Consider the following 25811-nt stretch of genomic DNA (forward strand, 5'->3'; position numbering starts at 1 on the left):
GCAGCACTGGCAAATCTGCATTCAACCGCAGTTTTGGGGCTGCTGCGCAGCCCAGCGGGAGCAAGCTCCCTCGCCACATGGGGCCATTCACACAGAGGGAGCGCGGCGGTTATGGCAACTCGCGCGACGCATAAAACGCGCTCAACACCTTCACCAGATGCGCCAGGTCATGGCTGCCGCACAGTTCGCGGATCGAATGCATGGCGAAGGTCGGTAGGCCGATGTCCACGGTGCGCACGCCCAGCTGGCTGGCGGTGATCGGGCCGATGGTCGAACCGCAGCCCATGTCGCTGCGCACTACGAAGCTCTGCACCGGCACTTCTTCAGCCATGCACAGGTGGCGGAAGAACCCGGCGGTTTCGCTGTTGGTGGCGTAGCGCTGGTTGCTGTTGACCTTGATCACCGGGCCGGCGTTGAGCTTGGGGCCGTGGTTGGCGTCGTGCTTGTCGGCATAGTTGGGATGCACGCCGTGGGCGTTGTCCGCCGACACCAGCAAGGATTTCTGAATGGTGCGGACGAACTCTTCACCTTCAGGCAGCAGGCGACGCAGGGTTTGCTCCAGCATCGGGCCGTCGGCACCACAGGCCGAGCACGAACCGACCTCCTCGTGATCGTTGCATACCAGCACGCAGGTTTCTTCGGTATCGGCGTTCAGCAACGCTTGCAGGCCGGCGTAGCACGACAGCAGGTTGTCCAGGCGCGCACCGGCGATGAAATCGCCGTGCAGGCCAATGACCGCAGCGCTTTGTGTGTCGTAGAAACTCAACTCGTAGTCGAGTACCACGTCGGCGTTCAGGCCATGTTCGCGGGCCAGTTGATCGGTGAGCACGGCACGGAAATCGACGCGCTCGTCCCCGGCGAACTGGGCAAGGATCGGCGGCAGTTCATTCTGCGGGTTGATGGCCCAACCCTGGTTGGCTTCGCGATTGAGGTGGATGGCCAGGTTCGGAATCGTAGCGATCGGCGCCTTGAAGTCGATCAACTGGCTTTCGACCTTGCCATCACGGCGGAAAGTCACGCGCCCGGCCAGTGACAGGTCGCGGTCGAACCACGGCGCCAGCAACGCGCCGCCGTAGACTTCCACGCCCAGTTGCCAGAACCCGTGGCGTTGCAGTTCCGGCTGCGGTTTGACCCGCAGGCAGGGGCTGTCGGTGTGGGCACCGACCAGGCGGATGCCATCGTGCAACGGTGAGTTGCGGCCGAGCTTGAAGGCGATGATCGAGGAGTCGTTGCGCGTGACGTAATAGCGACCGTTGGCCTCGGTGGCCCAGGTCTCGCGTTCGTCAAGACGCTGATAGCCAGCCGCTTCCAGGCGCTTGGCAAGACTGGCGGTGGCATGGAACGGGGTAGGGGAGGCCTTGAGAAAGTCGATCAGGCCCTGGTTCAACTCTGCGCGCATAAGAAACTCCAGACAGCAATGGGCGGCAGTTTACCGTATTGGTGGTCGCTGGGGAGGGTGCGGCGTGGATATGTGAGTGACTAGGGGGGGGGCTGTGGCGACGGAGCTTGCTCCCGCTGGGCTGCGCAGCAGCCCCAACAGCAGCAACCCAAGCAGACTTTCCGAGGTGTCAGTCTTTAGGGCCGCTTCGCGGCCCAGCGGGGATAAATCCCCTCACCACAGGGCTCGGTGGTGTCTCTTAGAACGGTGCCGGGCACTCGAAGCGCAGGCGCTCGCCGCTTTGCGGATGGGTGAAGCTCAGCATGCTGGCGTGCAGGCACAGGCGTGGCCAGGCAGCGAGGGCCTGCGGGTGGGCGTAGAGTCCGTCGCCCAGCAGCGGATGACCGATGGACAGCATGTGCACGCGCAATTGGTGCGAGCGCCCGGTGATCGGCGTCAGCTCGACCCGGCACCAATCGCCGCAACGTTCCAGTACGCGCCAGAAGGTCAGGGCGTGTTTGCCGTGCTCATGGTCCACCACATGCCGAGGTTTGGTCGGCGGGTCGTAGCGCAAGGGCAGGTCGATGCTGCCACTGTCCAGCTCCGGTTGGCCCCAGCACAACGCCGTGTAGGCTTTTTCGGTTTCGCGATCATGAAATTGCCGGGACAGTTCGCGATGGGTGTCCGGGTCGCGGGCCAGCAGGATGATGCCGGAGGTTTCCCAGTCCAGTCGGTGCACGATTCGGGCTTCCGGATAACCGTTTTCCTGCAGGCGGGTGATCAGGCAGTCCTTGTTGTCGTCGGCCCGGCCGGGCACGGAGAGCAACAGGGTCGGCTTGTCGACCACCAGGACAGCGGCGTCCTGATGAATGATGCGGATGTTGGACAGGGGCATTGAAAACAGTCTCGTTACAAACGCCAACGGCGGCGCGGGCCCTTCTCAGCCCACGAATGGGAGGAGAAGGACCCGAGCCGCCGTGGCTTCCGCCGGCGCGATCAGCGATCCGGCAGGGTGATGTTGAGTTCCAGGATCGAGCAACTGCCCTGGCTTTCCAGTGCCACGTGCACGTCATCGCTACCGATGTTGACGTATTTGCGGATCACTTCCACCAGCTCCTTCTGCAAGGCCGGCAGGTAGTCAGGGGTGCTGCGTTGGCCGCGTTCGTGCGCCACGATGATCTGTAGACGCTCTTTCGCGACCGAGGCGGTACTGGGCTTTTTGTTGGCACGAAAGAAGTCAAAAAGGTTCATTACCTACCTCCAAACAGGCGCTCGAAGAAACCTTTCTTCGTTACATCGAGGAAACGATGCGCTACGGTTTTGCCCAGCAGGCGATCGACGGCATCGCTGTACGCCTGGCCGGCGTCGCTCTGGTCGTCGAGAATCACCGGCACGCCGGAGTTGGAGGCCTTGAGTACCGCTTGGGATTCGGGAATGACGCCCAGCAGGGTGACCGCGAGGATTTCCTTGACGTCTTCGACGCCGAGCATTTCGCCGTCGCTGACCCGTTGTGGGTTATAGCGAGTCAGCAGCAGGTGTTCCTTGATCGGCTCTTCGCCCTTTTCGGCGCGGCGGGATTTGCTTGCCAGCAGGCCCAGCATGCGGTCGGAGTCACGGACCGACGACACTTCCGGGTTGGTCACGACAATCGCCTCATCGGCGAAGTACATGGCCAGGTGGGCACCTTTCTCGATACCGGCCGGGGAGTCGCAGACCACGAACTCGAAGTCTTCCTTGAGTTGCATCAGGACTTTTTCCACGCCTTCCTGGGTCAGCGCGTCTTTGTCGCGGGTCTGGCTGGCGGCCAGCACGTAGAGGTTCTCAAGGCGCTTGTCCTTGATCAGGGCTTGTTGCAGGTTCGCTTCACCGTTGACGACGTTGACGAAGTCATAGACCACGCGACGCTCGCAACCCATGATCAGGTCCAGGTTACGCAGGCCGACGTCGAAGTCGACGATGACTGTCTTGTGGCCGCGCAGAGCGAGACCGGTACCGATAGCGGCGCTGGTGGTGGTCTTACCCACACCACCCTTGCCGGATGTAACCACGAGAATCTTGGCCAAGGTGTTTCACCCCTAAGGAAAAAGGACTTTTTCAGCCCCTGAAAAACATCTCTGGAAAACGGCTGCAATTGGACAGGCTTGGCTGGAATCGGATGTCGGACGGGGTCTACCTCCGGTAAACACTGCCTGATCCTTTTTCCTACGTCGTTTAAGCCGTTTTCGCTCGTTTTAGAGATGCTTGGAAAATGCGGCAGTATCCGTTAAAGCCGAATGATGTTCAACACGTCGCCCGACAGGCTGATCTGAACGCCCGCCCCCCACAACGGATCGCGGCGCAAATCCTCGGAGACCTTGTACTGCCCGGCGATGGAGACCAGTTCAGCGCTCAATTGCTGACAGAAGATCCTGGCTTTCGTATCCCCCTTGACGCCGGCCAGCGCGCGGCCGCGCATCGGGCCGTATACATGGATGTTGCCATCGGCCAGAAGTTCCGCGCCCGGGCTGACCGAGGACACCACGACCAAATCGCCACCCTGGGCATAGATCTGCTGCCCGCCGCGTACTGGCGAGGTGATGACGCGCGTCGGCTTGATGGTGGGCTCTGGTGGTTTTTCCGGGACTTTCCTGGCTTCGACCGGGCTCAGTTCCAGCACGCGCTCCCGGGCGCCGGACGGCGGCAGCACCGGAATGTCCACGGCAATGGCCGCGGCGATGTCTTCGATACGGCTGGCGCGGATCGCCAGGGTGCGCAGGCCGTGCTGGCGGCAAACGCGCATCAGGCCTGGCAGGTCCACCGCGCCTTCGCCGGCCGGCAGCTTGTCCAGGGCCAGCACCAGCGGTGCATTGCTGAAGAAGTTCGGCGCCTGGGCGACTTTGGCCGCCAACTGCCGGTCAAGGCCTTCCAGGTCGTTGCGGGCCAGCTCCAGCACCGTAATGGCGAGCATGCTGCCCTTCAACTGGAACACGGGATCTTGGTCTAGCGGTTCGGTTTGGCTCATGGTCGGCGTACAACGGCTTGTCACTAAAAGTGCCGAGACTTATAACGAGATCGTCCGCCAGCCGCAACCCGGGTCGAACAATGTAGAATGCGCGGCCCATGTCTTAATGGAAGCTGTAATGGATCGCCCGCGTTTTCGAGCTGCATTTTTTCATCCGCGTTTCTGGCTGCTGTGGTGCGGCCTGGGCCTGCTGTGGCTGATCGTTCAATTGCCTTATCCGTTGTTGCTGCGGGTCGGTCGCGCACTCGGTGCGCTGATGTATCGAGTAGCCGGCGACCGACGGCGCATCGCCCGGCGCAATCTGGAACTGTGTTTCCCGCAAAAGTCCGCCGTCGAGCGCAAGCGTCTGCTCAAGGAAAACTTTGCCTCCACCGGCATCGCTTTTTTCGAAATGGCCATGAGCTGGTGGTGGTCGCGTTCGCGTTTGGCGAAACTGGCCCATGTCGAAGGGCTGGAGCATCTCAAGCAGGCCCAGCGCGAGGGCAAGGGCGTGATCCTGATGGCGCTGCATTTCACCACCCTGGAAATCGGCGCGGCGTTGCTCGGCCAGCAGCACACCATCGATGGCATGTACCGCGAGCACAAGAACCCGCTGTTCGACTTCATCCAGCGCCGCGGCCGCGAGCGGCACAACCTCGACTCCCTGGCCGTGGAGCGTGACGACGTGCGCGGCATGCTCAAGCTGCTGCGGGCCGGGCGGGCGATCTGGTATGCGCCGGACCAGGATTACGGCGCCAAGCAGAGCGTGTTCGTGCCGCTTTTCGGCATCCAGGCCGCGACGGTCACCGCCACCAGCAAGTTCGCCCGCTTGGGCAAGGCGCTGGTGGTGCCCTTCATCCAGGAACGCCTGGCCGACGGCAGCGGTTATCGCCTGGTGATCCAGGCCCCGCTGACGGATTTTCCGGGCGAGACCGAGGAAGCCGATTGCATCCGCATCAACCAGTGGGTCGAGCAGTCGGTGAGTGATTGTCCTGAGCAATACCTCTGGGCCCACCGGCGCTTCAAAAGCCGTCCACCGGGCGAGCCGAAGCTGTACGACAAACGCGGTTGAGCCAATATCCGCCATTTCAGCACCTTGAGCACGGAGCATTGCGATGACCCCAGCTGAACCGGTTACAGGTTTGATTCTTTCCGGCGGTGGGGCTCGAGCGGCGTATCAGGTAGGCGTGCTGGCGGCCATCGCCGAATTGTTGCCAGACGGTGCGGACAACCCGTTCCCGGTGATCGTCGGTACGTCGGCCGGGGCAATCAACGCCGTCAGTCTGGCGAGCGGGGCGATGGACTTCAAGACCGCCATCGAGCGGCTGACGGCGTTCTGGCAAGCGGTGCGCAGCCATCAGGTCATGCGCAGCGACTGGCGAGGCGTGATCGCCCAGGCGACGCGTTTCATTACCCACAGCCTGTTGGGCCTGGGGGCCAAGTTGCCCGTGGCGCTGATCGACAGTTCGCCGTTGCGCGAACTGCTCCAGGCCCAATTCCACGCCTCGGGTATCGAGCAGGCCATCGTCGAGCAGCAACTGCGCGCCGTGGCAGTGACGGCGTTCGGTTATGAATCCGGCCAGGCCGTCACCTTCTACCAAGGGCGCGGGACCATCGATGCCTGGCTGCGACATCGACGTATTGGGGTGCCGACGCAGTTATCGGTGGAGCACCTGCTGGCCAGCTCGGCGATTCCCTTGTTGTTCGCGCCGGTCAGGATCGGCCCGCAATACTTCGGTGACGGCGCGGTACGGCAATCGGCGCCCATCAGCCCGGCCTTGCACCTGGGGGCCAATCGGGTGCTGGTGATCGGCGTCAGCGGCAATCCCCGTGGCGCGGGTGGTCAGGATCCCGCCGAGCGCAGCTACACCGGCCTGCAACCGACCCTGGCGCAGATCGGCGGCCATATGCTCAACAGCACGTTCATTGACAGCCTGGAAAGCGACATCGAGTTGCTTGAGCGCCTGAACGGGTTCAGTCACCTGCTGCCCGCCGACGTGCCGGCCCACGCCCTCGGCGCGGCGCCGGTGGACGTGCTGGTAATTTCGCCCAGCCAGCCCATTGATGAAATCGCCGCCCGCCATCGGCAGGAACTGCCCCGTGCGCTGCGGTTATTCTTGCGAGGGCCGGGCGCGACCAAGACCAGCGGCGCGGGGGTGCTGAGTTATCTGTTGTTCGAGTCGGGCTATTGCAGCGAACTGATCGAGCTGGGACGCCAGGATGCACTGGCACAGCGTGAGGCGTTGAGTCGGTTTTTGGGGTTGTCCTGACGGATGCAAGCAGGTCCCCCGCTATCGCGAGCAAGCTCGCTCCCACAAGGGATTTGCGGTGGGCGCTAAATCCTGGCTTTCACGAAACCAATGTGGGAGCGAGCTTGCTCGCTCTCACCTGGGTGGTGCGATTAGAAATGGTACTTGAGCAAGAAGCTGGTATTGCTCTGGTTGGTCTTGAACCCGTCGCTGTCTTCGATCCCGTACTTGTTCTTCCAGTAGTCGTACTCCACGCCCACATACAACTGCTTGGCACCGAGCTTCAACGCCTTGCCCAGGTCATATTTGATCTGCGGGTTGATGTGCAGGTTGGCGTGGTAGGTGCCCTTGGAGTTGGTGTCATTGTCCACCACCCAGTCGATGAAACCGTCGATCAGGAGGTCGGATGAGCCCATGGGGATGGTGTAGGCCCAGGTCGGGGTGATCTGCCAGACGTTGTCGCCGGCGCGTGGACCTTCGGTCTGGCGGTTGTAGAAGTTCAGCTGGAAGTAGTCGAAGCCGGGAATCGCCAGGTCGAAACCCGGGCCGATCAGGTAGGACTCGTTGTCGCCTTCGCCGAATTCATACGTCATGGCCAGCAGCACGTCCTTGATCGGACCCAGTTCCAGCTTCTGGTCGAAGATCTTGCCAAACGACAGGCGTGGGCTGAACTCACCGTAGTAGGTGTTCGGGCCGGACTGGCTGTCGTCCTGGCCGTTGTAGAAGATCCGGTCGAGGAAGAAGAAGTTGTCGCCGTATTTCCAGGCGTCGGCGTGTTCGAAGGTCACGGTCTGCTGGATGCGCGGGTTGACCTGGAAATCCTTGCCGTACAGGTAGGTCAGACTATTGTTCTGCCATTGGAACAGGTCATCGGCCATCGCTTGGCCTGCGACCAACAAGGCGCCTGCGAGTATCAGGCTGGTGCATGTACGTTTCATTCAGTTTGCTCCCAAAGGTAAGTGGTACCGCCATTTTTTTTCAGATCAGCGCTCTTGATGTGGCGCTTTTTTCTACGGATAAAAACATCCGTTCGGTCAGCTTTTTGCTCGTGGCAGATGCTGATAGCAAGAGCTGAGCCAAACCCGAAAAAAGCTCGTCCCAGCTATTTGGAACAGTCGAAAAAGATGTTTTCCAGGGCCGTCCGATATCCCCCGTGATGCCGGGATAAGCTGGCGTTTCGGTCAGGATTCGATGATTTTTTTACGCTGCCCGGGTGTGAACGGCCGCGCAGGGTACGGGCTTGTCCTGGTGGGATCAAGTGCCCTGCAACGGCGCATTCGCGGCGAATTTGGGGCGCGGCTCAGTTGGTCCGCGCGCCCTGGTTGATCCACGCGCCGATCAGGTCGCGTTCCTGTTGGGTCATCTGGGTGATGTTGCCCAAGGGCATGATCTGGGTGGCCACGGCCTGGGCCTGGATACGCGCAGCCTGTTGCTGGATCTGCTCTGGCGTATCGAACATCACCCCACCTGGCGCGGCGCTGAACAACGGGCTGGTGGGCTTGGCTGAATGGCAGACCGAACAGCGCTCCTGGATCACGCTGTGGACCTTCTCGAACGATGGGCCCTGAGCTTTGGCGGCCTGAGTGGGTGCCGATGCCGATGCCGGTGCGGCCGGGGCGGTTGCCGGTTTCGCGCCGCCACCCACTGCCGTTTCCGGCAACGGCTGGTATTCGATGGCGGCTGGCGTCTTGGCCACGTCCGGTGCGCTGGGCATGGGTTTAGGGCCGGTGACATACGCCAGGCAGATCATCGCCAGGGCGCCGACTGGCAGCGTCCAGGCAAACCGGTTGCTGTCATGGCGTGTGTTGAAGTAATGCCGCACCAACACCGCCGCCACGGCGATCCCGGCCAGGATCAGCCAGTTGTACTGGCTGCCATAGGTGCTCGGGAAATGGTTGCTGATCATGATGAACAGCACCGGCAGGGTGAAGTAGTTGTTGTGGCGCGAACGCAGTAAACCCTTGGCCGGCAGCGCCGGATCGGGCGTGCGGTTCTCGGCGATGGCCGCCACCAGCGCACGTTGGGCTGGCATGATGATGCGGAACACGTTGCCGACCATGATCGTGCCGATGACCGCCCCGACGTGCAGGTAGGCACCGCGACCGCTGAACACCTTGCTGAACCCGTAGGCGGCGGCGATCAACAGCACAAACAGGATCAAACCGAGCAGGGCGGGGCGCTTGCCCAGGGCCGAGTCGCAGAGAAAGGAATAGACGAACCAGCCAACGAACAACGAGCCGATACCCAGCGCCACGCCTTCGGGGCCGCTGAGGCTGCTGCCGGGGGCCAGCAGGTATAGGGTCGGGTTCCAATAGAACACCACGCACAGCAGCGCGACACCCGACATCCAGGTGAAATACGCTTCCCACTTGAACCAGTGCAGGTTTTCCGGCATGGACGGTGGCGCGAGTTTGTATTTTTCCAGGTGGTAGATGCCACCACCGTGGATCGCCCACAAGTCACCAGCCAGACCACTTTTTGGATTGACGCGATTGAGGTTGTTTTCCAGCCAGACGAAGTAGAACGACGCGCCGATCCAGGCCACGCCAGTGATCATATGAACCCAGCGTACGCTCAGGTTCAGCCATTCCAGCATATGTGCTTCCACAGTCTTTACCTCTCGCCCGTCACGCTTGTCTGCGCGTGATCGGACGCTTCTCTTATTGGTGGGGGGCGAGGATCAGTAACTCATCCTCTTGGAAAAAATGCTCATCGCAGTTATTGCCTGTGCCACTGCGATCAACCACCAGGAAGTCATCCCGCTTTTCGATCGTCAGCACCGGGTGGTGCCAGACGCCGCGATGGTAATTAATGCCCTGCCTGCCGTTGGTGACGAAGGCGCGGACCAAGCCTGATACAGGTGCATCGCCAAGTGGCGCGACCACGATCAGAAAGGGGTTGCCGAGCAGCGGAATGAACGCCTGGCTGCCCAGCGGATGGCGCTCCAGCATGCGCACGGTCAACGGCATCTCCAACGCGTCGGCGCGGAAGATGCTGATGATCGCCTGGTCGTCCGGCGTGGCGGTTTGCACCGTTGCCAGGCGATGGAAGCGCATGGTCGAGCCGTTGTTGATCATGAAGTGATCGCTGCCATCGGTTTCGATCACGTCACCGAACGGGGCGAAGGCTTCTTTGGTCAACGGTTCGATCTTGAGTGTGCGCATGCTGGTCTTCTTATCCAAAAAATTCTGTGTCGTTTGTTCAGCTTTTGTGGCGAGGGAGCTTGCTCCCGCTGGGTCGCGAAGCGGCCCTCGAAATGGGACTGCTGCGCAGTCCAGCGGGAGCAAGCTCCCTCGCCACAGGTGCGGTGTTTACTTCGCTATCTTGCCCAGCACCCGCAGACGACTCACGCCACCATCCGGGAACACGTTCAGGCGAATGTGGGTGATCGGTCCCAGGGCCTTGATCTGCTCGGCGAAGGTGTGTTCGGCGTGCATTTCCAGTTTCTGGCTGGGCAACAGCTCACGCCAGAACAGCGATTGGGTTTCGATCTGGCTGTCGGTGCCGCCCTTGACGAACGCGCCCTGGATCGAGCAACTGTCGGGGTAGTTGCCCTTGAAGTGCAGGGTGTCGACGATGACTTGCTCAACGATGCCGGCATGGCCCAGGGCGACGATGACCCAGTCATTGCCCGGGGTGCGACGACGGGCGGTTTCCCAGCCATCACCCATGTTGACGCCACGACCCGGGTTGAGGATGTTGCTCATGCGGCCGAAGTGTTCATCGGAGCAGGCCAGGGCACGGCCTCCGTTGAGGGCTGCGGCCAGGTCGATCTGTTCGTTGTCGCCCACGGCCGACCAGTCGCGGTACGGAATGCCGTAGACCCGCAACCGGGCCACGCCGCCATCGGGGTAGATATTGAAACGCAGATGGCTGAAGGCCTGGTCGTTGTTGATTTCGTGATAGTGGTGGCTGTTGCCTTGCAACTCGACGGCCGACAGCACTTCAGTCCATTGGGTGTTTTCGTCTGGCTCGCCTTCAGTCAGGAAGCAGGCTTCGAGGGAGGCCGACGGGGGATAGTTACCGGTGAAGAATGAGGTGTCGATGTCCACGCCTTTGATCGAACCCGCCACGCCCAGGCGGATCACTGCGCTGTCGTAGCCTTCGAAGCGCTTGCGCCGCGATTCCCAGCCGTCCATCCACTTGCCGTTGTCGTCGAACACGCCCTCCTTCCACACGGCCGGGGTCGGCTGGAACAGACGGTTGGCGTCGGCGAACCAGTCATCGGTGACTGAGATGATCTTGGTGCCGAGGCGGGCGTCGGCCAGGTTGACGAACTTCTCGAAAGGTACGGCGTAAGCTTTCATTCTTCTTGTCTGCCTTTAATAAGTTGGCTGGGGATGCTTGCAGGAGGCTGCTCGCTAAAGGGTCAGTAGTCGGAACAACGCGATCTTGTTGATCTCTGCCAGCGCGCATTTGAATTCGGTGTCTACCGAGTGATGGATGCGCGTTTCGAACGCCGCGAGGATCTGGTGCCGGTTGCTGCCTTTTACCGCCATGATGAAGGGAAACTTGAACTTGGCCTTGTAGGCGTCGTTCAGCTCGGTGAAGCGCTGAAACTCTTCGGCCGTGCATTGGTGAATACCGGCGCCGGCCTGTTCGTTCGTGCTGGCTTCGGTCAGTTGGCCCTGGACGGCAGCAAAGCCTGCCAGGTCCGGGTGAGCGTTGATCAGTGCCAGCTGGCTGTCGTGATCGGCACTCAACAGGATGTCGCTCATGCGCTGGTGCAGGGTTTCGATCTGGTCGATCGACGGGTCCTGGCCCAGGTCGAAAGCCTTTTCGGCAACCCATGGCGAATGTTCGTAGATGTCGGCAAAAGCCCGGATGAAGGCTTCACGGCTCAAGGTCGAGGGCTTGAGGGTCTGGAAGGCGGTCATTTCGACGCTCCTGGTTTCGAAGCCCCTTGATACGGATGGGTCTGCTGCCAGTGACGCGCAATATCGACACGACGACTGAACCAGACGTGTTCATGGCCTTTGACGTATTCGAGGAAGCGCTTGAGGGATGCCAAGCGGGCAGGGCGGCCGATCAGGCGGCAGTGCAAGCCGATGGAGAGCATCTTGGGGGCTTCGGCGCCTTCGGCATACAGCACGTCGAAGGCGTCCTTGAGGTATTGGAAGAAATCATCGCCCTTGTTGAAACCCTGTACCTGGGTGAAGCGCATGTCGTTGGTATCGAGGGTGTAGGGGATCACCAGGTGCGGCTTGCCGTTGGGCGTGTTCGGTTCCCAGTAGGGCAGGTCGTCGTCGTAGGTGTCGCTGTCATAGAGAAAACCGCCTTCCTCCATGACCAGCCGGCGGGTATTGGGGCCGGTGCGACCGGTGTACCAACCCAGCGGGCGCTCGCCGGTGATTTCGGTGAGGATACGGATCGCTTCGAGCATGTGCTCGCGCTCCTGGGCCTCATCCATGTATTGGTAGTCGATCCAGCGATAGCCGTGGCTGCAGATTTCGTGACCGGCGGCGACCATGGCGCGGATCACCTCCGGATGGCGCTGGGCGGCCATGGCCACGGCGAAAATGGTCAGCGGGATATCGAATGCCTTGAACAGCTTGAGGACCCGCCAGACCCCGGCACGGCTGCCATACTCGTACAGCGATTCCATGCTCATGTTGCGTTCGCCCTGCAGCGGTTGTGCCGCGACCATCTCCGAGAGGAACGCCTCGGATTCCTTGTCGCCATGCAGGATGTTGCGCTCGCCGCCTTCTTCGTAATTGAGCACGAAGGACAGGGCGATACGGGCATTGCCCGGCCACTGCGGATGGGGAGGGTTATTGCCGTAACCGATCAGGTCGCGTGGGTAGTCAGCGCTCACTGCAGTTTTCCTTCTTGTTCGAACCATGTGGGTGGCGCCCTGGCGATGGATCATAGGCTGGCGTCACGACGATGGGGTGATTGTATACAACTTTATGTGCGATTTGTAAGCCCGATTTTTTGCATTTTTCATCGCTGTCCCAGGTTTGTCTACACTGCAAGAAACCTGCCCATCTGGTCAATTAATGGCTGGAAGAATGGCGTATCCGTTGGTTTGGCTTAAGATTGGGCGGGAACCTTTGTCGGGACGAGTGCTGACTGAATATCTGTTTTTTATTGTGTACAATTTTCTTTTAAAGTGTCTTAATTCGCTCATCGCCGTAGTGTTTCGTGCTCCGAAACGGTGCGGTTTGTCTTTCAACTGATTCAGGAGGCGTCGCGCCGGACTGCCCAGCAGCGAGGCACGCACAATCAATGGGACGTTTGACTACTCACGTTTTGGATGCTGCACACGGCTGCCCGGGCAGCTCGATCAAGGTCGAGTTGTACCGCGTGGAAGGTTCGCAACTGCAGCTGGTCGCCAGCGCGCTGACTAACAGCGACGGTCGCTGCGACGCGCCGCTGCTGCAAGGGGATAACTACCGTTCGGGCGTCTATCAGATTCAATTCCATGCCGGCGATTACTACCGCGCCCGTGGTGTCCAGTTGTCCGAGCCGGCGTTCCTGGATGTGGTGGTGCTGCGCTTCGGCATTTCGGCCGAGCAGGAGCATTACCACGTGCCCCTGCTGATTTCGCCTTACGCCTATTCAACCTATCGAGGCAGTTGAGCCCCCAAGCAACTGCCTGGTCCTGGAAGCCACTGCGCATAAAGCTTCTTTGGTTTTTCGCCCGCTCACACTGCGGGCTTTTTTTGCGCGGCGTATTTACAGCCTGGAATTGTCATCCCGGATGATGAAGACCGTGTCGGCAATGCCTGGACGGATTTCAGTACCGCCTTTGAGCCAGATGATTTTGTTGGCCGCGTGGGCGTCCCTGACGACTTTCGCCGCGGCTTCGCCGAGCTGGTTTTCCAGGAGGACGCCGGCTGTATTGGGGTCCAGGTACGTTGGCAGGGAAATCTTTGGGATCCTGGTGCGATGCAGGCTCATGAAAAATACATGGTCATGCTCGGCGCGTTGGAATACCAATGCCGGGAAACTATTGTAGGAGCTTGGCTCCATGACCGTGTAGCCGTTGCGGGTCAGAAGGGCGGCCATAAAGCGTTTGAACTCCACGGGTGTGTACGTCGACTGGAAAGAAAGCCACTGTCGCTGGAACCGCATGGGATCAAAATCCAGCCGCTCCAGCGTCCCCGTCGAAAATGGGGCGGGCAGGGTTATCGAGCGGGCAGCCCCTCTGGAGGAGGCCGTGGTCGCAAGCGTTGGCAGCATCAAGAGCGGATCGGACCATTGCGGATGCGGCGCGAGGCCGGCGTTTTTCCAGCCGTTGAAAATCTGGCGCAGGGCGGTCAAGCCCGCGGCATCGGCGAACGGTCCGTTATTGGCGAGTTCGAATTGCTTTCTTGCGATGTTTTCCAAGGTGACTGTCGTGACTTCTGGAAAACAATCCCTGACGTAAGCCGTCAGTGGTTTTTCAAAGGGAAGCCGGGCGTCAATTTCCCAGTGGTTATCCGGTGGAATTTGCATTGCGCCTCGGGGCTGCTCGTCAGGCGTATGCCGGAGGGTGGCTTCCAGCAGGTCAAAATCATAGGTGGGATGAGTGGGCGGCTGAACGTAGACGATTGGGTGTTCTCGCGCGTCGCTGCGTGTCACCACCTTGTAGTGGACATTGTCCAGGGTGATGAACTCGGACACCATGAATCTTGGGTCGATCCCCCAATTCTTACTGAATACCGGGGCGTTTTGTGCAGGTGCTTCGTTTTGTGAGGTCGTCGCGCGCTGACGCTTGGGCGCAGTCACTGATGACACCTCATCATCCGATAGCCCGAGGGGCACAGGAACAAGATCGGAATCACCGCCGTGCGTCACTTCTGGGGGCGCAATCCGACGCCATAGGTGGCTGCCTTCCACTTGCTCCAGGCGTGGTCCGGAGGCGACGAGTTCGATGCCTGATCGGGCCCTGTAGTTCTGTTCGGAATCGCGTCCAAGCAGCACCGTTCCACCCTCTGAAAGCTCGACGTAAGTGCGTGTCCTGAACGTCCGGATCCCAGACGTTGCGTCCGGCTCCGATAACATGGGCACCAGCTCGGGTGAAAGGTAGTAATCGTCCAGCGATACCGAGGGAGGGGCTTCACGGATGGTGGCCGGTGATGCCATTTCGGATATCTGAATGGTCGAGAGCAAAGATTCAGGCGTTTCAATCGCGTGCTCGGTTGGCGAGACGGATGCTGGATCGATTCCCTCTCCCCTCACGGGGGTTGCGAGCGTTGTTTCCGCTGTCGTATCGCGGCTGGAGTGAGGCGTATCGGGGAGCGACTTTGGCGGCTTGGGCCGGGTGTTTTGTCTTGGACTCATTGAAAATGCCTGTTCTTGAGTTTGAAAAATAGTGTTGATTCATGCGGCCATGAAGCGAGCGGCCTGTCGCATAGCGGGCAGGCCCAGGGCTTGAGAATGTTCGTGGAAAACCAACAGGCAGCTGCGGTACATATGTATGGCGTCTGGAACTTCGAAAAGATGCCTGAAGCCTATATCTGTTCGGGAGAGGGCTCAGCCAATGAGAGGAGCCAGCCCATTTGCGAAAGCCTGATGCCGAAGACCGCGCTCAGGGCTAGCGCCCGGGCAAACATCACCGAGTGTGCCAATGTGACGCTCTCCATCAATTCCACGCACTTGCCACGCAACGAACGCAGGGCTTCATCCCCCATGGGTGGGGTCTGGCTGAGGCCATCGCGGGCCAGGTCCTGATAGATCTGGAGGGCGTGTTCACACAGGTCTGTTTTTCTCAGGTCCGCCGTCTCGATGACTCGGGACTTATCGGTGTCGAGGATCCATTGGCGGGTCTTGAGGTGATAGCTCAAGGTGCCAGGAGACCCATCCTTGACGGCAATGTGAAGAACCTTCAGTTCTTCGGATGCCAGGCTGGACAGTTCGCTGGGCAATACTGCGCTGGAATCGGCGAGTGGGACAAAGTACCGGCCATCGAGCGCTTCTACATAAACTCGCTCGAACAGACTGTCGACAGCATGGACAACGCCTCGTGTGGTGATGACGCGTATCTGGTCGACAAGGTCTCCAGCTTCATGGACTGGAAGATGAATGATTGCTGTGCCGATCCGCAGCAGGTTGGAGGAAAGTGTGATCTCAACTGGACCGAGGTGCCGGGCGTCGAGTTCCCATAGCGAGGCCCGGGGGAGTCGAGGATTGGCGCCGGCCAGCGCGCCCGGCGTGGACAGGCGTAGCGTCATGTCCGGGCTCAAGTGAACAAGGTAGGTGGCGCCTTCGCCAATCAGGACTTCGATACCCGTCTGTTCGGTAGGGGATGTGAGCAGGGCGCAGGTTGCCCAGCTGCGCATGTAGTGGGGATGCTTGTCCAAGGGCTGTAGGTAGGCGTAGTGCTTTCTCGTCGGTGTGAGTGCCCGTGACGCTTCTGTTTTCCACTCGACCGGGTCTTTACCGATGAATGTTTTGTCCAGCAACAGATCATAGTCAGGCGAGGGTTGGACCAGGCGGTAGGATGAGCCGTCGTTCATGACCAGAATAAACGTGTGATGCGAACCCAAGGCGGAAAATGCACGCCGCCCTGTCTGCGGGTTTTGCGCGCTATAACGTTCATCGGAACTTGCCAGGTTCTTCAAGACGACTCGGCGAACGCCAAAGTGTAATGTCAGGCCACATTCGCCGTATTTCACGGTATCCCCTTCGGCGTCCTGAGTGGCGTGGGCGCTGTAATGGGCTTCGATACGGGTCAGTTCAGCGTCGCTATAGTCCAGATGGAGGGTGGTGGAGAATTTGCTTTTTTGCTTGACCTTGAGCGTGGTGAGTTCATTGATGCGTGAAACGTAAAAACTCGTGTCTTTGTCATGGGCGATCTGCTGCTCGCTTCGTCCATTGAGGATGGCCGGGTTTCGTGGTGTTCCTGCCTGCACCACGATGGCTTCAATGTCCAGCGGACCGCGGTGCTCGATCGTGTCAGGCAGGTCGGGTACCAAATGGTAGCCATCCTGGGTGATGAACGTCAGCTTATTGTTTTGTAGGGGGCTTGGATAATCGGTGTCTTCATAGACGTTCCTGATGATGACTTTTCGAAGCGCCCAGTCGTTGGCATCGAAGCAGGACGTCATAACCAAGTGACCTTCTTCTATTCGCCAGCTTTCAATCAGGTCCGCTCTCCAGTCCAGAGCGATGACGCTGTTGCCTACGCCATCTTCGCTGATGGAGACACAACCGGGTTTATGCGCGATGGCATAGACGTCATCGCCAGGTCCACCGTCTGCGTTACGGTTGTTTCCATTCAGGAGAAAAATCCGGTCATTTCCCGCACCGGCCTCGATTGAGTCATTGCCGCGGGATTTAATGATGTTCGGGCCGGCGCTGCCCTTGATGACGTTGGCACCGCCCTCGGGGATTTCGACATTTTCAATGCCTTCAAGGCGCGCATGGGGAGTGTGTTCGCTCTCTGTTTGATGACTGGCTTGAGTGATGACGGATACGTGCCCGGCCTCCAGGTCGACCTGATAGCCCAGGCGCGGCTCCTGACTATTGCGGGTGCGACCCGATAAGATGAGCGTGTCGTTGCCCAGGCCTCCCACCAGGGTATTCGTTGTTTGTCCTCCACTGAGAGGCTCTGCCGAGCCCTCGAAGATGAAAACGTCATCTTTCACGCCGCCGGTCAGTTTTTTAACGCCCGCCCCGTAATGGAAGACATTTGGCTGGTTTTCAACGCCTAGAACCGTGTCGTCGCCACCGCCGATATACCAATGGATGCCTTTATCTTCCGCCGACGTTTCAATGACTGCGCCGGGCGTCTGAGCAGTAACGCCACTTCGCGCATCGATCCAGTCGTCGCTGTCCTTGATCCTGGGACGTACTGTGGTCGCCTGGTATTGTTCTCCCGTCCACCAATTCCAAGTGGTGTAGGTGACCGGTTCGAGTTCTACGGTGAATGCTCCGTTTACGATCGCCTCAGTGCTGTCTTTCAACGGGCCCTTGAGCAAGTACAAGGCATTGGCCCGCAGCCGCTTGGTATGTTCGGCGGTCGCCTTGGCGAGGGTGTAGCGATCCTGGATGTCTTTATCAGGGCTGATTGCCCAGAAAGCGAGCCAACCGGTGCGCAGGCGCTCGTGCGCGGTGAGTTCGATATAGTCGTCGATTTCATCGACTTGACGAATCGCGCCCCAGATTTGTGATCCCACCACCAGGATAAGCCCCGCGGCAAGGCCCACAGGACCGGCTGAACTGAAACCTGCCAGTGCCGCGATGCCGAGGGTCAAGCTCATGGCCGCACTGGTGACGCTCAGGGCGGCGCTGACGTAGTGGTCGGTGGCTTCCTTGCCGGTGGCGCGGGCGGCGGCCTTGAAAGCGTCGACAGCGGCGATGATATCGAAAGGCAGTGTCAGTACGCTGGCGATCAGGCTGCTTCCACGGGCGAGCCTTATGGCGAAGCCTGTTTTGGCGAAATCCCTGAGGGCGCTCTGGCCGGCCTTGATCATCTGAGTGGCTTGTCGGGTCACCGCTGCCTCGACACCGATCGAGGCCATCTCGGCCGCCACGCCGGCCCCGTTGAAGACCGTCTGGTAAGCGTCCTTGTTCTGGATGGCGTCCTGCAGGCCTCGCAGACCGCTATAGATGCCGAAGGCCTGGAGGCCAAGACCCGTTGGGATGAGGAGGTTGCTCTTCGCTTGGCTCACCCAGCTCATGGTTTGCGAGAGCGCATGGAGGTTGAGTCTCTGGGCGGCGTTCAAAAGCTTTTCAAGCGTGCTTCGATACCCGGTTGGTTCAGCCTGTGTATCAGGACTTTCTTTCAACAAGGGGCGCGCCGTGGGCGAACGTTGACTCGCCATTTCGAAAAGCAAAGTGGGTAACCGATAGTCGTCCACATCGCTGGTGAGCGTCATACGCGTTTCGATGTCAACGGCGCAGAACTGCAGCGAGTTCAAGAAAAAGCGATTGGGGGTGCGGAAAAAAGTATTGTCCCCTGTCAGCGGTTGTCCATCGGTCGTGGCGCCCAACGCATCCAGGGCTGAACGGGTCACCTTCACGGTGCCGATAGAGAGCGGGCCATAAAGTTTATCCACGACGTCGAGTTGGGCCTGCCGATGCTTGTGTTCGGCGCTGAGCGGCGTCTCATCGGCCACCCTGAAATCGAGTGTTTCGACGGTGTGCTCATTGGCATGAAAGCCCAGGTCCGTAATGACTACGGCGTGCTCGTCAGAAACAGGGGAGGGATAGAAAACCTTGGTCATTGTGAACGTCCTTGTTCAACGATGATGTGAATGGCCCTCTATCTAAGGTGTTTTCCTGAAGGGTGTACATCGATTGGTTGTTGCGGTGTTTTGCGAAAGCCCGACATGAAAAACGACGGGTTCAGTGACTGGACAGTAAAGAGGCTGCACCCGCGCCGCCAAATAATCCTGCGCTGATGCGGTTGAACCAGCTCTGGCCTTTCCCCGTACGCAAATACCGCGCCGCGCCGTGGGCGCCGAGACCGTAGGCCAGCTTGCACAGCAGGTCGAGCACGGTCCAGGTGGCGATCATGATCAACAGTTGCGGCAGGAACGCTTGCTCGGCGCTCAAGAATTGCGGCAGGAACGCGGCGAAGAACAGGATGTCCTTAGGGTTGCTGGCGCCCAGCACGAACGCCCGGCCGAAGAGGGCACCAAAGCGTGGGACGGCAGCGGCCTGGGGCACTTCGGCGCCTTGGGACGGTTGGCGTGATTGCTGCCAGCTCTGCCAGGCCAGATAAAAAAGGTACAGGGCACCGACAATCTTCAGGGCACTGAACAGTTGCTCCGAGGCCATCAACAACGCACCGAGCCCCAGCGCCGAAGCGCTCAACAGGCAGATCGAGGCGATCACGCCGCCGAGGAACGCCGGGTACGAGCGGCGCAGGCCGTAGTTCAGGCTATTGCCGATCATCAACAGCGACAGAGGGCCGGGGATGAGGATCACCACCAAGGCGGCGCCGCTGAACAACAGCCAGGTTTCCAGATTCATTGCGTGGGTCCTTAGGTGCAAAAGCCTCATCCAAGGGATGAGGCGGGTGGCTAGGTGTATCGCTTACAAGAAGATGAACTTGGCGATGAAGATCGCGCAGAGCACCCACAGGCTGACGGAGATTTCCTTGTGTTTACCGGTGCCGGCCTTGAGCACCACATAGGTGATGAAACCCAGGGCGATACCGTCGGCGACCGAGAACGTCAGGGGCATCATGATGGCCGTGACGATGGCCGGGATACTGTCGGTCGCCTCGTCCCATTCGATATGGGCCATGCCGCCCATCATCAGCATGGCGACGTAGATCAACGCGCCGGCCGTGGCGTAGGCCGGGATCATCCCGGCCAGCGGTGCGAAGAACATGGCGGCAATAAATAGCACACCGACGGTCACGGCGGTAAGCCCCGTCCGGCCACCCGCCGCCACACCGGCGGCGCTTTCCACGTAGCTGGTCACCGGCGGCACGCCAACCATGGCGCCGAACACACTGGAGGCGCTGTCGGCTTTCAAGGCGCGGGACAGGTTCTCGATCTTGCCGTCGGCTTTCACCAGGCCGGCGCGCTGGGCAACACCCATCAGGGTGCCGGCGGTGTCGAACATGTGCACGAACAGGAAGGCCAACACCACGCTGATCATGCTGACGTTGAACACCCCGGCCACGTCCATCGCCATCCAGGTGGGGGCCAGGCTCGGTGGTGTCGACATGACACCGTTGTACTGCACCAACCCCAGGCCCCAACCGGCCAGGGTCACGGCGATGATGCTGATCAGGATCGCGCCGAATACGCGGTGATAACTGAGCACGGCGATCATCAGGAAACACACCGCGGCCAACAACGGACCGGGCTCACGCAACGAGCCGAGCTTGATCAGGGTCGCGGGGCTGTCGACGATGATCCCGGCGGTTTTCAGGCCGATCAGCCCGAGGAACAAGCCGACCCCCGCGCCCATGGCGAACCGCAGGCTCACTGGAATGCTGTTGAGCAGCCACTCGCGCACCCGTGACAGGGTCAGGATCATGAACAGCACACCGGAAATGAACACCGCGCCCAACGCGGTTTCCCAGTTGTAGCCCATGGTCCCGACCACTGTGTAGGTGAAGAACGCGTTCAGGCCCATGCCTGGCGCCAGGCCCACCGGCCAGTTGGCGTACAGTCCCATCAGCAGGCAACCCAGGGCCGCGGCGATGCAGGTGGCGACGAAGGCGGCGCCGTGATCGATGCCGGCGTCGGCCATGATGTTGGGGTTGACGAAGATGATGTAGGCCATGGTGATGAAGGTCGTCAGGCCGGCAATCAGCTCGGTCTTCACCGTGGTGCCATGCAAGCTGAGTTTGAAGATGCGCTCCAGCCAGCCACTGCGTAGTGGCGGCGAGAGGTCCAGCGTTCGGGCTTCGGGTTTGCGGCTTTCCACAGCGAGTACTCCTCAAGAGTCTTATTGTTATTTCCTGCACCGCATACGCCCTGGGGGTGGTTGCGATGCGCTGAGGCAGGTAAGGCTGGCGAAGTATGTTGACCTGTTGGTCAGGAACTCGCACGAAGCGAATTATGCTTTTGTATACAAATAATGCAAATAATGTTTTCTGTGTTGTCGACGAAATGATGGGCGATAGGGATATATCGATCTTGAGGGCGCTATCACGAGCACGCTTTGCTCCCACAGCGAGCGTCCGCTGAGACCCTCCGTGGGAGCAAGGCTTGCCCGCGATGGCGATAGACCGGGCAATACACAGCTTGCGGAGGAAACTCAGTCGACAGCCACCTGTCCCTTTCCCAGTGCCAGGTTTACGGCCAACCAGCCATTCACCGCCGCCTCCCCAGCCTCGGCAAACACCCGCTCCAGCAATTTCACCTGCTCACGCCGCAACGCCTGTTCGAACCGCTCGCCCTCGGCCGTCAGTTCCAGCAGCCGTTTACGCTTGTCGGTCTCGGACGCGACGCTGTTCACCAGGTGCATTTCCATCAGTTGCCGCAACGGCATGTTCAGCGCTTGCTTGCTCACGCCAAGAACCGCCAGCAACTCCTTCACGCTCAGGGACGGGTAGCGGGCGATGAAAAAAACGATGCGCTGGTGCACCCGGCTCAACCCACGGCGCTCGAGCATTTCATCGGCCTTGGCGGTGAATGCCTGGTAACCGAAGAAGAACGCTTCCATGGCCATTTGTTGGGAAGTTGGGTTTTTAAGGTCAAGCATGTTGACGTATCCACATGAGCTGGCGTAATTTCGGTCAACCAGTTTGACTCATTCCTCCCGTGCCTCGCTACAGGTGACTCCATGGCTTTTTCCGAACGTGTCTCGCGCCTCAAAAGTTCTTTGATTCGAGAAATCCTCGCGGCGGCGCAGCGCCCTGAAGTGATGTCGTTCGCCGGCGGCCTGCCGGCCGAAGCCATGCTGCCGAAAGTGGAATGGGCGGCCATGCCCTTGTCCATGGGCCAGTACGGCATGAGCGAAGGCGAACCCGCCCTGCGCGAAGCCCTGGCGGCCCAGGCGCGGGCGCTGGGTGTGGCCTGTGAGGCGAGTCAGGTGCTGGTGGTCAGCGGCTCCCAGCAAACCCTTGACCTGGCGGCCAAGCTGCACATCGACGTCGGGACTGAAGTGATGTTGGAAGCGCCCACTTACCTGGCGGCGTTGCAGATTTTCCAGCTGTTTGGCGCCGATTGCATCACGGTGCCCCTGGAAGCCGACGGTCCGGACCTGAAAGCGTTACGGGCTCGGCTGGAGCGGCATCGGCCGGCGTTCATCTACCTGATTCCGACCTTCCAGAACCCCTCGGCGGTGCGCTACAGCGAGGCCAAGCGCGATGCGGTAGCAGCACTGTTGGACGAGTTTGGTGTGACCCTGATCGAAGACGAACCTTATCGTGAGCTGACTTTCGACGGTGGCAGCGCCACGCCGATTGTCAGTCGCTTGCGCAAGGCCAGTTGGATCTACACCGGCACGGTGTCGAAAACCCTGTTGCCAGGGCTGCGGGTGGGCTATTTGATTGCCAGTCCGGATCTGTTCCCGCATCTGCTGCGACTCAAGCAGTCAGCGGACCTGCACACCAATCGCATCGGCCAATGGCAAGCGCTGCAATGGATCGGCACCGAGCAGTACCGTCGCCATCTGAGTGAGCTGAGGGATTTTTACCGAGACCGCCGTGATCGCTTCCAGGCCGCGCTGGAGAAGCATTTCACCGATCTCGCGGACTGGAACATACCTCAGGGCGGGCTGTTCTTCTGGCTGACCCTCAAGCAACCGCTGGACACCCGAACCTTGCTCGCCGCCGCACTGGCTGCCGACGTGGCGTTCATGCCGGGGGAGCCCTTTTTCCCCGAGCCGGACCAGCACCCGGGGCACTTGCGTTTGAATTTCAGCCACATCGACCCGGCGCGGCTGGATGAAGGGCTCAAGCGGTTGGCGGGGGTGGTGCGGGAGGCGTTGGCGGCAAAAGCGGCTTGATGTCAGGAGGTTTCGCGGTGGTCTTGCTGGCCCTATCGCGAGCAAGCTCGCTCGCGATGAGGCCAGTAGCCACAGTAGAAAATTGTCAGGCTGCAGAGAACCGGTTATCCAGATAATCAATGATCACCTTGGACTCATACATCCAAGTGGTCTCACCGTTTTCTTCGATACGCAGGCACGGCACTTTGATCTTCCCGCCTTGCTCCAGCAGCGTCTGGCGATCTTGCGCGTTGTTTTTCGCATCGCGCAGGGCCACCGGTACGTTGAGGCGGCGCAGGGTGCGGCGGGTTTTCACGCAGAACGGGCAGGCGTGGAACTGATACAGCGTCAGGCTGCGAGCGGCCTGCTCGACCTGCGCCTGGGCCTCGGCCGGGCGCTTTTTCTTGCCCGGGCGGGTGATGAAGTCGATGAAGATGATGAGCTGGCCCAAGCCAACCCGAAGCGCTTTGACGATCACGGTATTAAGCCTCGCGGCAGGGAAGAAGAGGGCGCGCAGCTTACCTGATTTTTCACAGGCGAAAAAAAACCGGCGATCAATGCCGGTTTTCTTCATGCGGCGGATTACTTGATGAGGCTGAGGAATTCGCTGCGAGTGGCGGCGTTTTCCCGGAACTCACCGAGCATCACCGAGGTGATCATCGAGGAGTTCTGCTTTTCCACGCCGCGCATCATCATGCACATGTGCTTGGCCTCGATCACCACCGCCACGCCCAAGGCACCGGTCACTTGCTGGATCGCGTCGGCGATCTGGCGGCTGAGGTTTTCCTGGATCTGCAGGCGACGGGCATACATGTCGACGATGCGCGCGACTTTCGACAGCCCCAGCACCTTGCCGCTCGGGATGTAGGCCACGTGAGCCTTGCCGATGAAAGGCAGCAGGTGATGTTCGCACAACGAGTACAACTCGATGTCCTTGACCAGCACCATCTCGCTGTTGTCGGAGCTGAACAAGGCACCGTTGGTGACTTCTTCAAGGGTCTGTTCATAACCGCGGCAGAGGTACTGCATGGCCTTGGCAGCACGCTTGGGCGTGTCGAGCAGGCCCTCGCGGGAAACGTCCTCGCCCAATTGGCCGAGAATCGCGGTGTAATTCTGTTCCAGAGACATGAAACTACCTGTGGGATTTTACGCAAAGGGCAAGGGTACGGTGGCGGACACGGCGCTGCAAGCTCGGCAATCGAGGGCTATTCGTCGCGACCTTCCATCATGGTGCGCTTGAGCATCACGTAGACCGCCCCGGCGCCGCCGTGTTTCGCCTGGCAGGAGGTGAAGCCCAGCACTTGCGGGTGCTGGCGCAGCCAGGTGTTGACGTGGCTCTTGATCATCGGCCGCTTACCGTCCAGGCGCACGGCTTTGCCATGGGTGACGCGCACGCAGCGGATTTCGAATTTCGTGGCTTCGGCCAGGAACGCCCAAAGAGTTTCCCGGGCCTTTTCCACGGTCATGCCGTGCAGGTCGAGGCTGCCCTCGAAGGGGATCTGGCCGACCTTCAGCTTGCGCATCTGGCTTTCCTGGACACCGTCGCGTGCCCACATCAACTCGTCTTCCGGCCCGACGTCGATCACGAACTGATCGGACAAGCCATCCACGGTCGTGGCGTCGTTGCGCACGGTAGCGGCCTGGCGCAGCTTGGCGATTTGTGCGCGATCGGCCTTGGGCTTGCCGGTCTCGGCGCGGTCGTGCTTGATCGGTTTTACGCCCTGGATCGCACTTTTGAACAGGGAAAAGTCGTCGTCTTGCATGTCAGCCTCCGCGAAGCCGACCAGTTTACCCAACTCTGGCGGGATCAGGCGCGACAAAACGTCGGATGGCGGGTCAGTCGTGCTTTTTCATCAGGTGCGGAGCCATGGCCAGCTCCAGGGATTGGCGGGCGCGACGGCGGCAGCGGCGCCAGAGCCAGACGCCCAGCAACAACACGAAAAGACCGATTGCCAGGATGATCGCCGAACCCAGTGGGGTGGCATTCAATTCGCCCAGAGCGGGCGGGCGGCCCAGCAGGCTGGCCGCACCGGCCATGGCCAGCAACACACCGAGTGTTGCCAGTAGCGCGGCGATCGCCGCGCCGAAACGAAACCGCCAGTTGCTCGGGCCCTTGGGCCGCAAGCGACGTGCGTCAAAACCATCGGATAACTTCATTCCGACCTTCCTCAATGGGTATCGGCCCTTCGACCGGAAGATGTTCGGGTTGTTCCTGAAGGTAGGGCAATTGCGGCAAATGCGAGGCTTTTGTGGATGAGCGGCGAAAGTGGCCGCTCATCAAGGCGAATCAGATGAAGTCACGGGTCAACGCCAGGGTGGCGAAGTTGTCCGCCATGATCGCCATTTCGGTCTGCTGAACGTGTTCGGCGCTGAGGACGCCGCCCTTGTACGGCAGGTCGCGAGTGGCGCAGGCGTCTTCCACCAGGGTACAGCGAAAGCCCAGGTTCTTGGCGGCGCGCACGGTGGTGCTGACGCTGGAGTGGCTCATGAACCCGCACACGATCAGGTCCAGGGGGCCGAAGTCTTCCAGGCGCTTTTTCAACTCGGTGCCGTGGAAGGCGCTGGGCAGCAGCTTTTCGATCACGGTTTCGTCGGCCTGGGGTTCGAGGCCGGGAATGAACTCCCCGCGCTCGCCTTGTGGATCGAACAGCCCGCCATGGGTGCCCAGGTGGCGCACATGCACGATTGGCCGACCGGCTGCACGGGCCGCGCCGAGCAATTGCTTGATGTTCGCGACGGCTGCATCCATGCCGCTCAGGGCCAGGGGGCCGGCGAGGTATTCTTTCTGGGCATCGATGATGATCAGGGTCGCTTGACTCAGATTGGCCGCTGCATAACCACGGCCGCTGAGTTGAAACATCGTTTTTGGAACGGACAT

The 25811-nt window shown here is 60.3% G+C and carries 25 protein-coding genes; 4 read left to right on the forward strand and 21 right to left on the reverse strand.

Translation table 11 applies throughout. From position 1 onward, the window contains the following. Positions 1-109: 109 nt before the first annotated feature. From TK06_RS28865 to minC, 5 genes are all read right to left on the reverse strand, one after another. On the reverse strand, positions 110-1399 hold the full coding sequence (locus TK06_RS28865) for a M18 family aminopeptidase (protein WP_014339686.1): 1290 nt from the start codon (positions 1397-1399) through the stop codon (positions 110-112). A 238-nt stretch (positions 1400-1637) separates the two neighbouring features. Next, the gene (locus tag TK06_RS28870) at positions 1638-2273 is read right to left on the reverse strand and encodes an RluA family pseudouridine synthase (protein WP_003204542.1); all 636 of its coding nucleotides are present in this window, start codon (positions 2271-2273) and stop codon (positions 1638-1640) included. Positions 2274-2374: 101 nt separating this feature from the next. Continuing rightward, positions 2375-2629: a cell division topological specificity factor MinE gene (minE, locus tag TK06_RS28875; protein ID WP_003179111.1), complete on the reverse strand. Its 255-nt coding sequence runs from the start codon at positions 2627-2629 to the stop codon at positions 2375-2377. Continuing rightward, on the reverse strand, positions 2629-3441 hold the full coding sequence (gene minD / locus TK06_RS28880) for a septum site-determining protein MinD (RefSeq protein ID WP_058542331.1): 813 nt from the start codon (positions 3439-3441) through the stop codon (positions 2629-2631). The genes minE and minD overlap by 1 nt, the downstream gene beginning before the upstream one ends. A gap of 200 nt (positions 3442-3641) precedes the next feature. After that, on the reverse strand, positions 3642-4379 hold the full coding sequence (gene minC / locus TK06_RS28885) for a septum site-determining protein MinC (RefSeq protein ID WP_063324805.1): 738 nt from the start codon (positions 4377-4379) through the stop codon (positions 3642-3644). Between the two features lie 118 nt (positions 4380-4497). Here minC and TK06_RS28890 point away from each other — a divergent pair, with 118 nt between their 5' ends. Beyond that, on the forward strand, positions 4498-5430 hold the full coding sequence (locus tag TK06_RS28890) for a lipid A biosynthesis lauroyl acyltransferase (RefSeq protein ID WP_063324806.1): 933 nt from the start codon (positions 4498-4500) through the stop codon (positions 5428-5430). 43 nt (positions 5431-5473) lie between these two features. Continuing rightward, positions 5474-6628, forward strand: coding sequence for a patatin-like phospholipase family protein (locus TK06_RS28895; protein WP_063324807.1), 1155 nt, complete (start codon positions 5474-5476; stop codon positions 6626-6628). Positions 6629-6759: 131 nt separating this feature from the next. On the opposite strand, the gene TK06_RS28900 is transcribed toward TK06_RS28895, so the two are convergent. The 6 genes from TK06_RS28900 to puuE form a co-directional block, all read right to left on the reverse strand. Further along, entirely contained in the window at positions 6760-7545 is a 786-nt protein-coding gene (locus tag TK06_RS28900) for an outer membrane protein OmpK (RefSeq protein ID WP_063324808.1), read from the reverse strand. 362 nt (positions 7546-7907) lie between these two features. Next, positions 7908-9215 (reverse strand): urate hydroxylase PuuD, encoded by a 1308-nt coding sequence (locus TK06_RS28905; protein ID WP_063324809.1) that lies wholly within the window; start codon positions 9213-9215, stop codon positions 7908-7910. Between the two features lie 52 nt (positions 9216-9267). Beyond that, positions 9268-9771, reverse strand: coding sequence for an ureidoglycolate lyase (locus TK06_RS28910; protein ID WP_063324810.1), 504 nt, complete (start codon positions 9769-9771; stop codon positions 9268-9270). 147 nt (positions 9772-9918) lie between these two features. Next, complete coding sequence (gene alc / locus TK06_RS28915; protein WP_063324811.1) at positions 9919-10914, reverse strand: allantoicase; 996 nt, start codon at positions 10912-10914, stop codon at positions 9919-9921. 54 nt (positions 10915-10968) lie between these two features. After that, positions 10969-11484: a 2-oxo-4-hydroxy-4-carboxy-5-ureidoimidazoline decarboxylase gene (uraD, locus tag TK06_RS28920; protein WP_063324812.1), complete on the reverse strand. Its 516-nt coding sequence runs from the start codon at positions 11482-11484 to the stop codon at positions 10969-10971. Continuing rightward, positions 11481-12422, reverse strand: coding sequence for an allantoinase PuuE (gene puuE / locus TK06_RS28925; RefSeq protein ID WP_063324813.1), 942 nt, complete (start codon positions 12420-12422; stop codon positions 11481-11483). Before puuE ends, uraD begins: the two co-directional genes overlap by 4 nt. 413 nt (positions 12423-12835) lie before the next feature. On the opposite strand from puuE, the gene uraH reads away from it, so the two are divergent. Further along, the gene (gene uraH, locus TK06_RS28930; protein WP_063324814.1) at positions 12836-13189 is read left to right on the forward strand and encodes a hydroxyisourate hydrolase; all 354 of its coding nucleotides are present in this window, start codon (positions 12836-12838) and stop codon (positions 13187-13189) included. Between the two features lie 96 nt (positions 13190-13285). Here uraH and TK06_RS32510 read toward each other — a convergent pair whose 3' ends face one another. The 5 genes from TK06_RS32510 to TK06_RS28955 all read right to left on the reverse strand — a co-directional run bounded on the left by TK06_RS32510 (position 13286) and on the right by TK06_RS28955 (position 21706). Further along, a complete protein-coding gene (locus tag TK06_RS32510; RefSeq protein WP_153044855.1) occupies positions 13286-14875 on the reverse strand; it encodes a hypothetical protein in 1590 nt (529 codons plus the stop codon). A 170-nt stretch (positions 14876-15045) separates the two neighbouring features. After that, on the reverse strand, positions 15046-18762 hold the full coding sequence (locus TK06_RS28940) for a calcium-binding protein (protein ID WP_203417395.1): 3717 nt from the start codon (positions 18760-18762) through the stop codon (positions 15046-15048). Positions 18763-18883: 121 nt separating this feature from the next. Continuing rightward, positions 18884-19513, reverse strand: a complete 630-nt coding sequence (locus TK06_RS28945; protein WP_063324816.1) for a LysE family translocator — start codon at positions 19511-19513, stop codon at positions 18884-18886. 63 nt (positions 19514-19576) lie between these two features. Then, positions 19577-20926, reverse strand: coding sequence for an NCS2 family permease (locus tag TK06_RS28950; protein ID WP_063324817.1), 1350 nt, complete (start codon positions 20924-20926; stop codon positions 19577-19579). 333 nt (positions 20927-21259) lie between these two features. Next, on the reverse strand, positions 21260-21706 hold the full coding sequence (locus tag TK06_RS28955) for a MarR family winged helix-turn-helix transcriptional regulator (protein WP_063324818.1): 447 nt from the start codon (positions 21704-21706) through the stop codon (positions 21260-21262). Between the two features lie 81 nt (positions 21707-21787). Between TK06_RS28955 and TK06_RS28960 the strand changes: the two genes are divergently transcribed. Beyond that, a complete protein-coding gene (locus TK06_RS28960) occupies positions 21788-22954 on the forward strand; it encodes a PLP-dependent aminotransferase family protein (protein WP_063324819.1) in 1167 nt (388 codons plus the stop codon). Positions 22955-23039: 85 nt separating this feature from the next. On the opposite strand, the gene TK06_RS28965 is transcribed toward TK06_RS28960, so the two are convergent. The 5 genes from TK06_RS28965 to TK06_RS28985 form a co-directional block, all read right to left on the reverse strand. Then, complete coding sequence (locus tag TK06_RS28965) at positions 23040-23411, reverse strand: glutathione S-transferase N-terminal domain-containing protein (RefSeq protein WP_063325242.1); 372 nt, start codon at positions 23409-23411, stop codon at positions 23040-23042. Between the two features lie 104 nt (positions 23412-23515). Then, positions 23516-24061: a GTP cyclohydrolase I FolE gene (gene folE, locus TK06_RS28970; protein WP_063324820.1), complete on the reverse strand. Its 546-nt coding sequence runs from the start codon at positions 24059-24061 to the stop codon at positions 23516-23518. A 77-nt stretch (positions 24062-24138) separates the two neighbouring features. Continuing rightward, complete coding sequence (locus TK06_RS28975) at positions 24139-24696, reverse strand: Smr/MutS family protein (RefSeq protein WP_063325243.1); 558 nt, start codon at positions 24694-24696, stop codon at positions 24139-24141. A 73-nt stretch (positions 24697-24769) separates the two neighbouring features. After that, positions 24770-25090: a hypothetical protein gene (locus TK06_RS28980; protein ID WP_063324821.1), complete on the reverse strand. Its 321-nt coding sequence runs from the start codon at positions 25088-25090 to the stop codon at positions 24770-24772. Positions 25091-25220: 130 nt separating this feature from the next. After that, on the reverse strand, positions 25221-25811 hold the full coding sequence (locus TK06_RS28985; RefSeq protein WP_003204493.1) for a cysteine hydrolase family protein: 591 nt from the start codon (positions 25809-25811) through the stop codon (positions 25221-25223).

The sequence above is a fragment of the Pseudomonas fluorescens genome (assembly GCF_001623525.1).
Lineage (GTDB): Bacteria > Pseudomonadota > Gammaproteobacteria > Pseudomonadales > Pseudomonadaceae > Aquipseudomonas > Aquipseudomonas fluorescens_Q.

Bases quoted from the DNA above. Each gene is read 5' to 3' on its own strand.
- TK06_RS28865 (WP_014339686.1), bottom strand. From the start codon at position 1,399: ATGCGCGCAGAGTTGAACCAGGGCCTGATCGACTTTCTCAAGGCCTCC.
- TK06_RS28870 (WP_003204542.1), bottom strand. From the start codon at position 2,273: ATGCCCCTGTCCAACATCCGCATCATTCATCAGGACGCCGCTGTCCTG.
- minE (WP_003179111.1), bottom strand. From the start codon at position 2,629: ATGAACCTTTTTGACTTCTTTCGTGCCAACAAAAAGCCCAGTACCGCC.
- minC (WP_063324805.1), bottom strand. From the start codon at position 4,379: ATGAGCCAAACCGAACCGCTAGACCAAGATCCCGTGTTCCAGTTGAAG.
- TK06_RS28890 (WP_063324806.1), top strand. From the start codon at position 4,498: ATGGATCGCCCGCGTTTTCGAGCTGCATTTTTTCATCCGCGTTTCTGG.
- TK06_RS28895 (WP_063324807.1), top strand. From the start codon at position 5,474: ATGACCCCAGCTGAACCGGTTACAGGTTTGATTCTTTCCGGCGGTGGG.
- TK06_RS28900 (WP_063324808.1), bottom strand. From the start codon at position 7,545: ATGAAACGTACATGCACCAGCCTGATACTCGCAGGCGCCTTGTTGGTC.
- TK06_RS28910 (WP_063324810.1), bottom strand. From the start codon at position 9,771: ATGCGCACACTCAAGATCGAACCGTTGACCAAAGAAGCCTTCGCCCCG.
- alc (WP_063324811.1), bottom strand. From the start codon at position 10,914: ATGAAAGCTTACGCCGTACCTTTCGAGAAGTTCGTCAACCTGGCCGAC.
- uraD (WP_063324812.1), bottom strand. From the start codon at position 11,484: ATGACCGCCTTCCAGACCCTCAAGCCCTCGACCTTGAGCCGTGAAGCC.
- uraH (WP_063324814.1), top strand. From the start codon at position 12,836: ATGGGACGTTTGACTACTCACGTTTTGGATGCTGCACACGGCTGCCCG.
- TK06_RS32510 (WP_153044855.1), bottom strand. From the start codon at position 14,875: ATGAGTCCAAGACAAAACACCCGGCCCAAGCCGCCAAAGTCGCTCCCC.
- TK06_RS28940 (WP_203417395.1), bottom strand. From the start codon at position 18,762: ATGACCAAGGTTTTCTATCCCTCCCCTGTTTCTGACGAGCACGCCGTA.
- TK06_RS28945 (WP_063324816.1), bottom strand. From the start codon at position 19,513: ATGAATCTGGAAACCTGGCTGTTGTTCAGCGGCGCCGCCTTGGTGGTG.
- TK06_RS28955 (WP_063324818.1), bottom strand. From the start codon at position 21,706: ATGCTTGACCTTAAAAACCCAACTTCCCAACAAATGGCCATGGAAGCG.
- TK06_RS28960 (WP_063324819.1), top strand. From the start codon at position 21,788: ATGGCTTTTTCCGAACGTGTCTCGCGCCTCAAAAGTTCTTTGATTCGA.
- folE (WP_063324820.1), bottom strand. From the start codon at position 24,061: ATGTCTCTGGAACAGAATTACACCGCGATTCTCGGCCAATTGGGCGAG.
- TK06_RS28975 (WP_063325243.1), bottom strand. From the start codon at position 24,696: ATGCAAGACGACGACTTTTCCCTGTTCAAAAGTGCGATCCAGGGCGTA.
- TK06_RS28980 (WP_063324821.1), bottom strand. From the start codon at position 25,090: ATGAAGTTATCCGATGGTTTTGACGCACGTCGCTTGCGGCCCAAGGGC.
- TK06_RS28985 (WP_003204493.1), bottom strand. From the start codon at position 25,811: ATGTCCGTTCCAAAAACGATGTTTCAACTCAGCGGCCGTGGTTATGCA.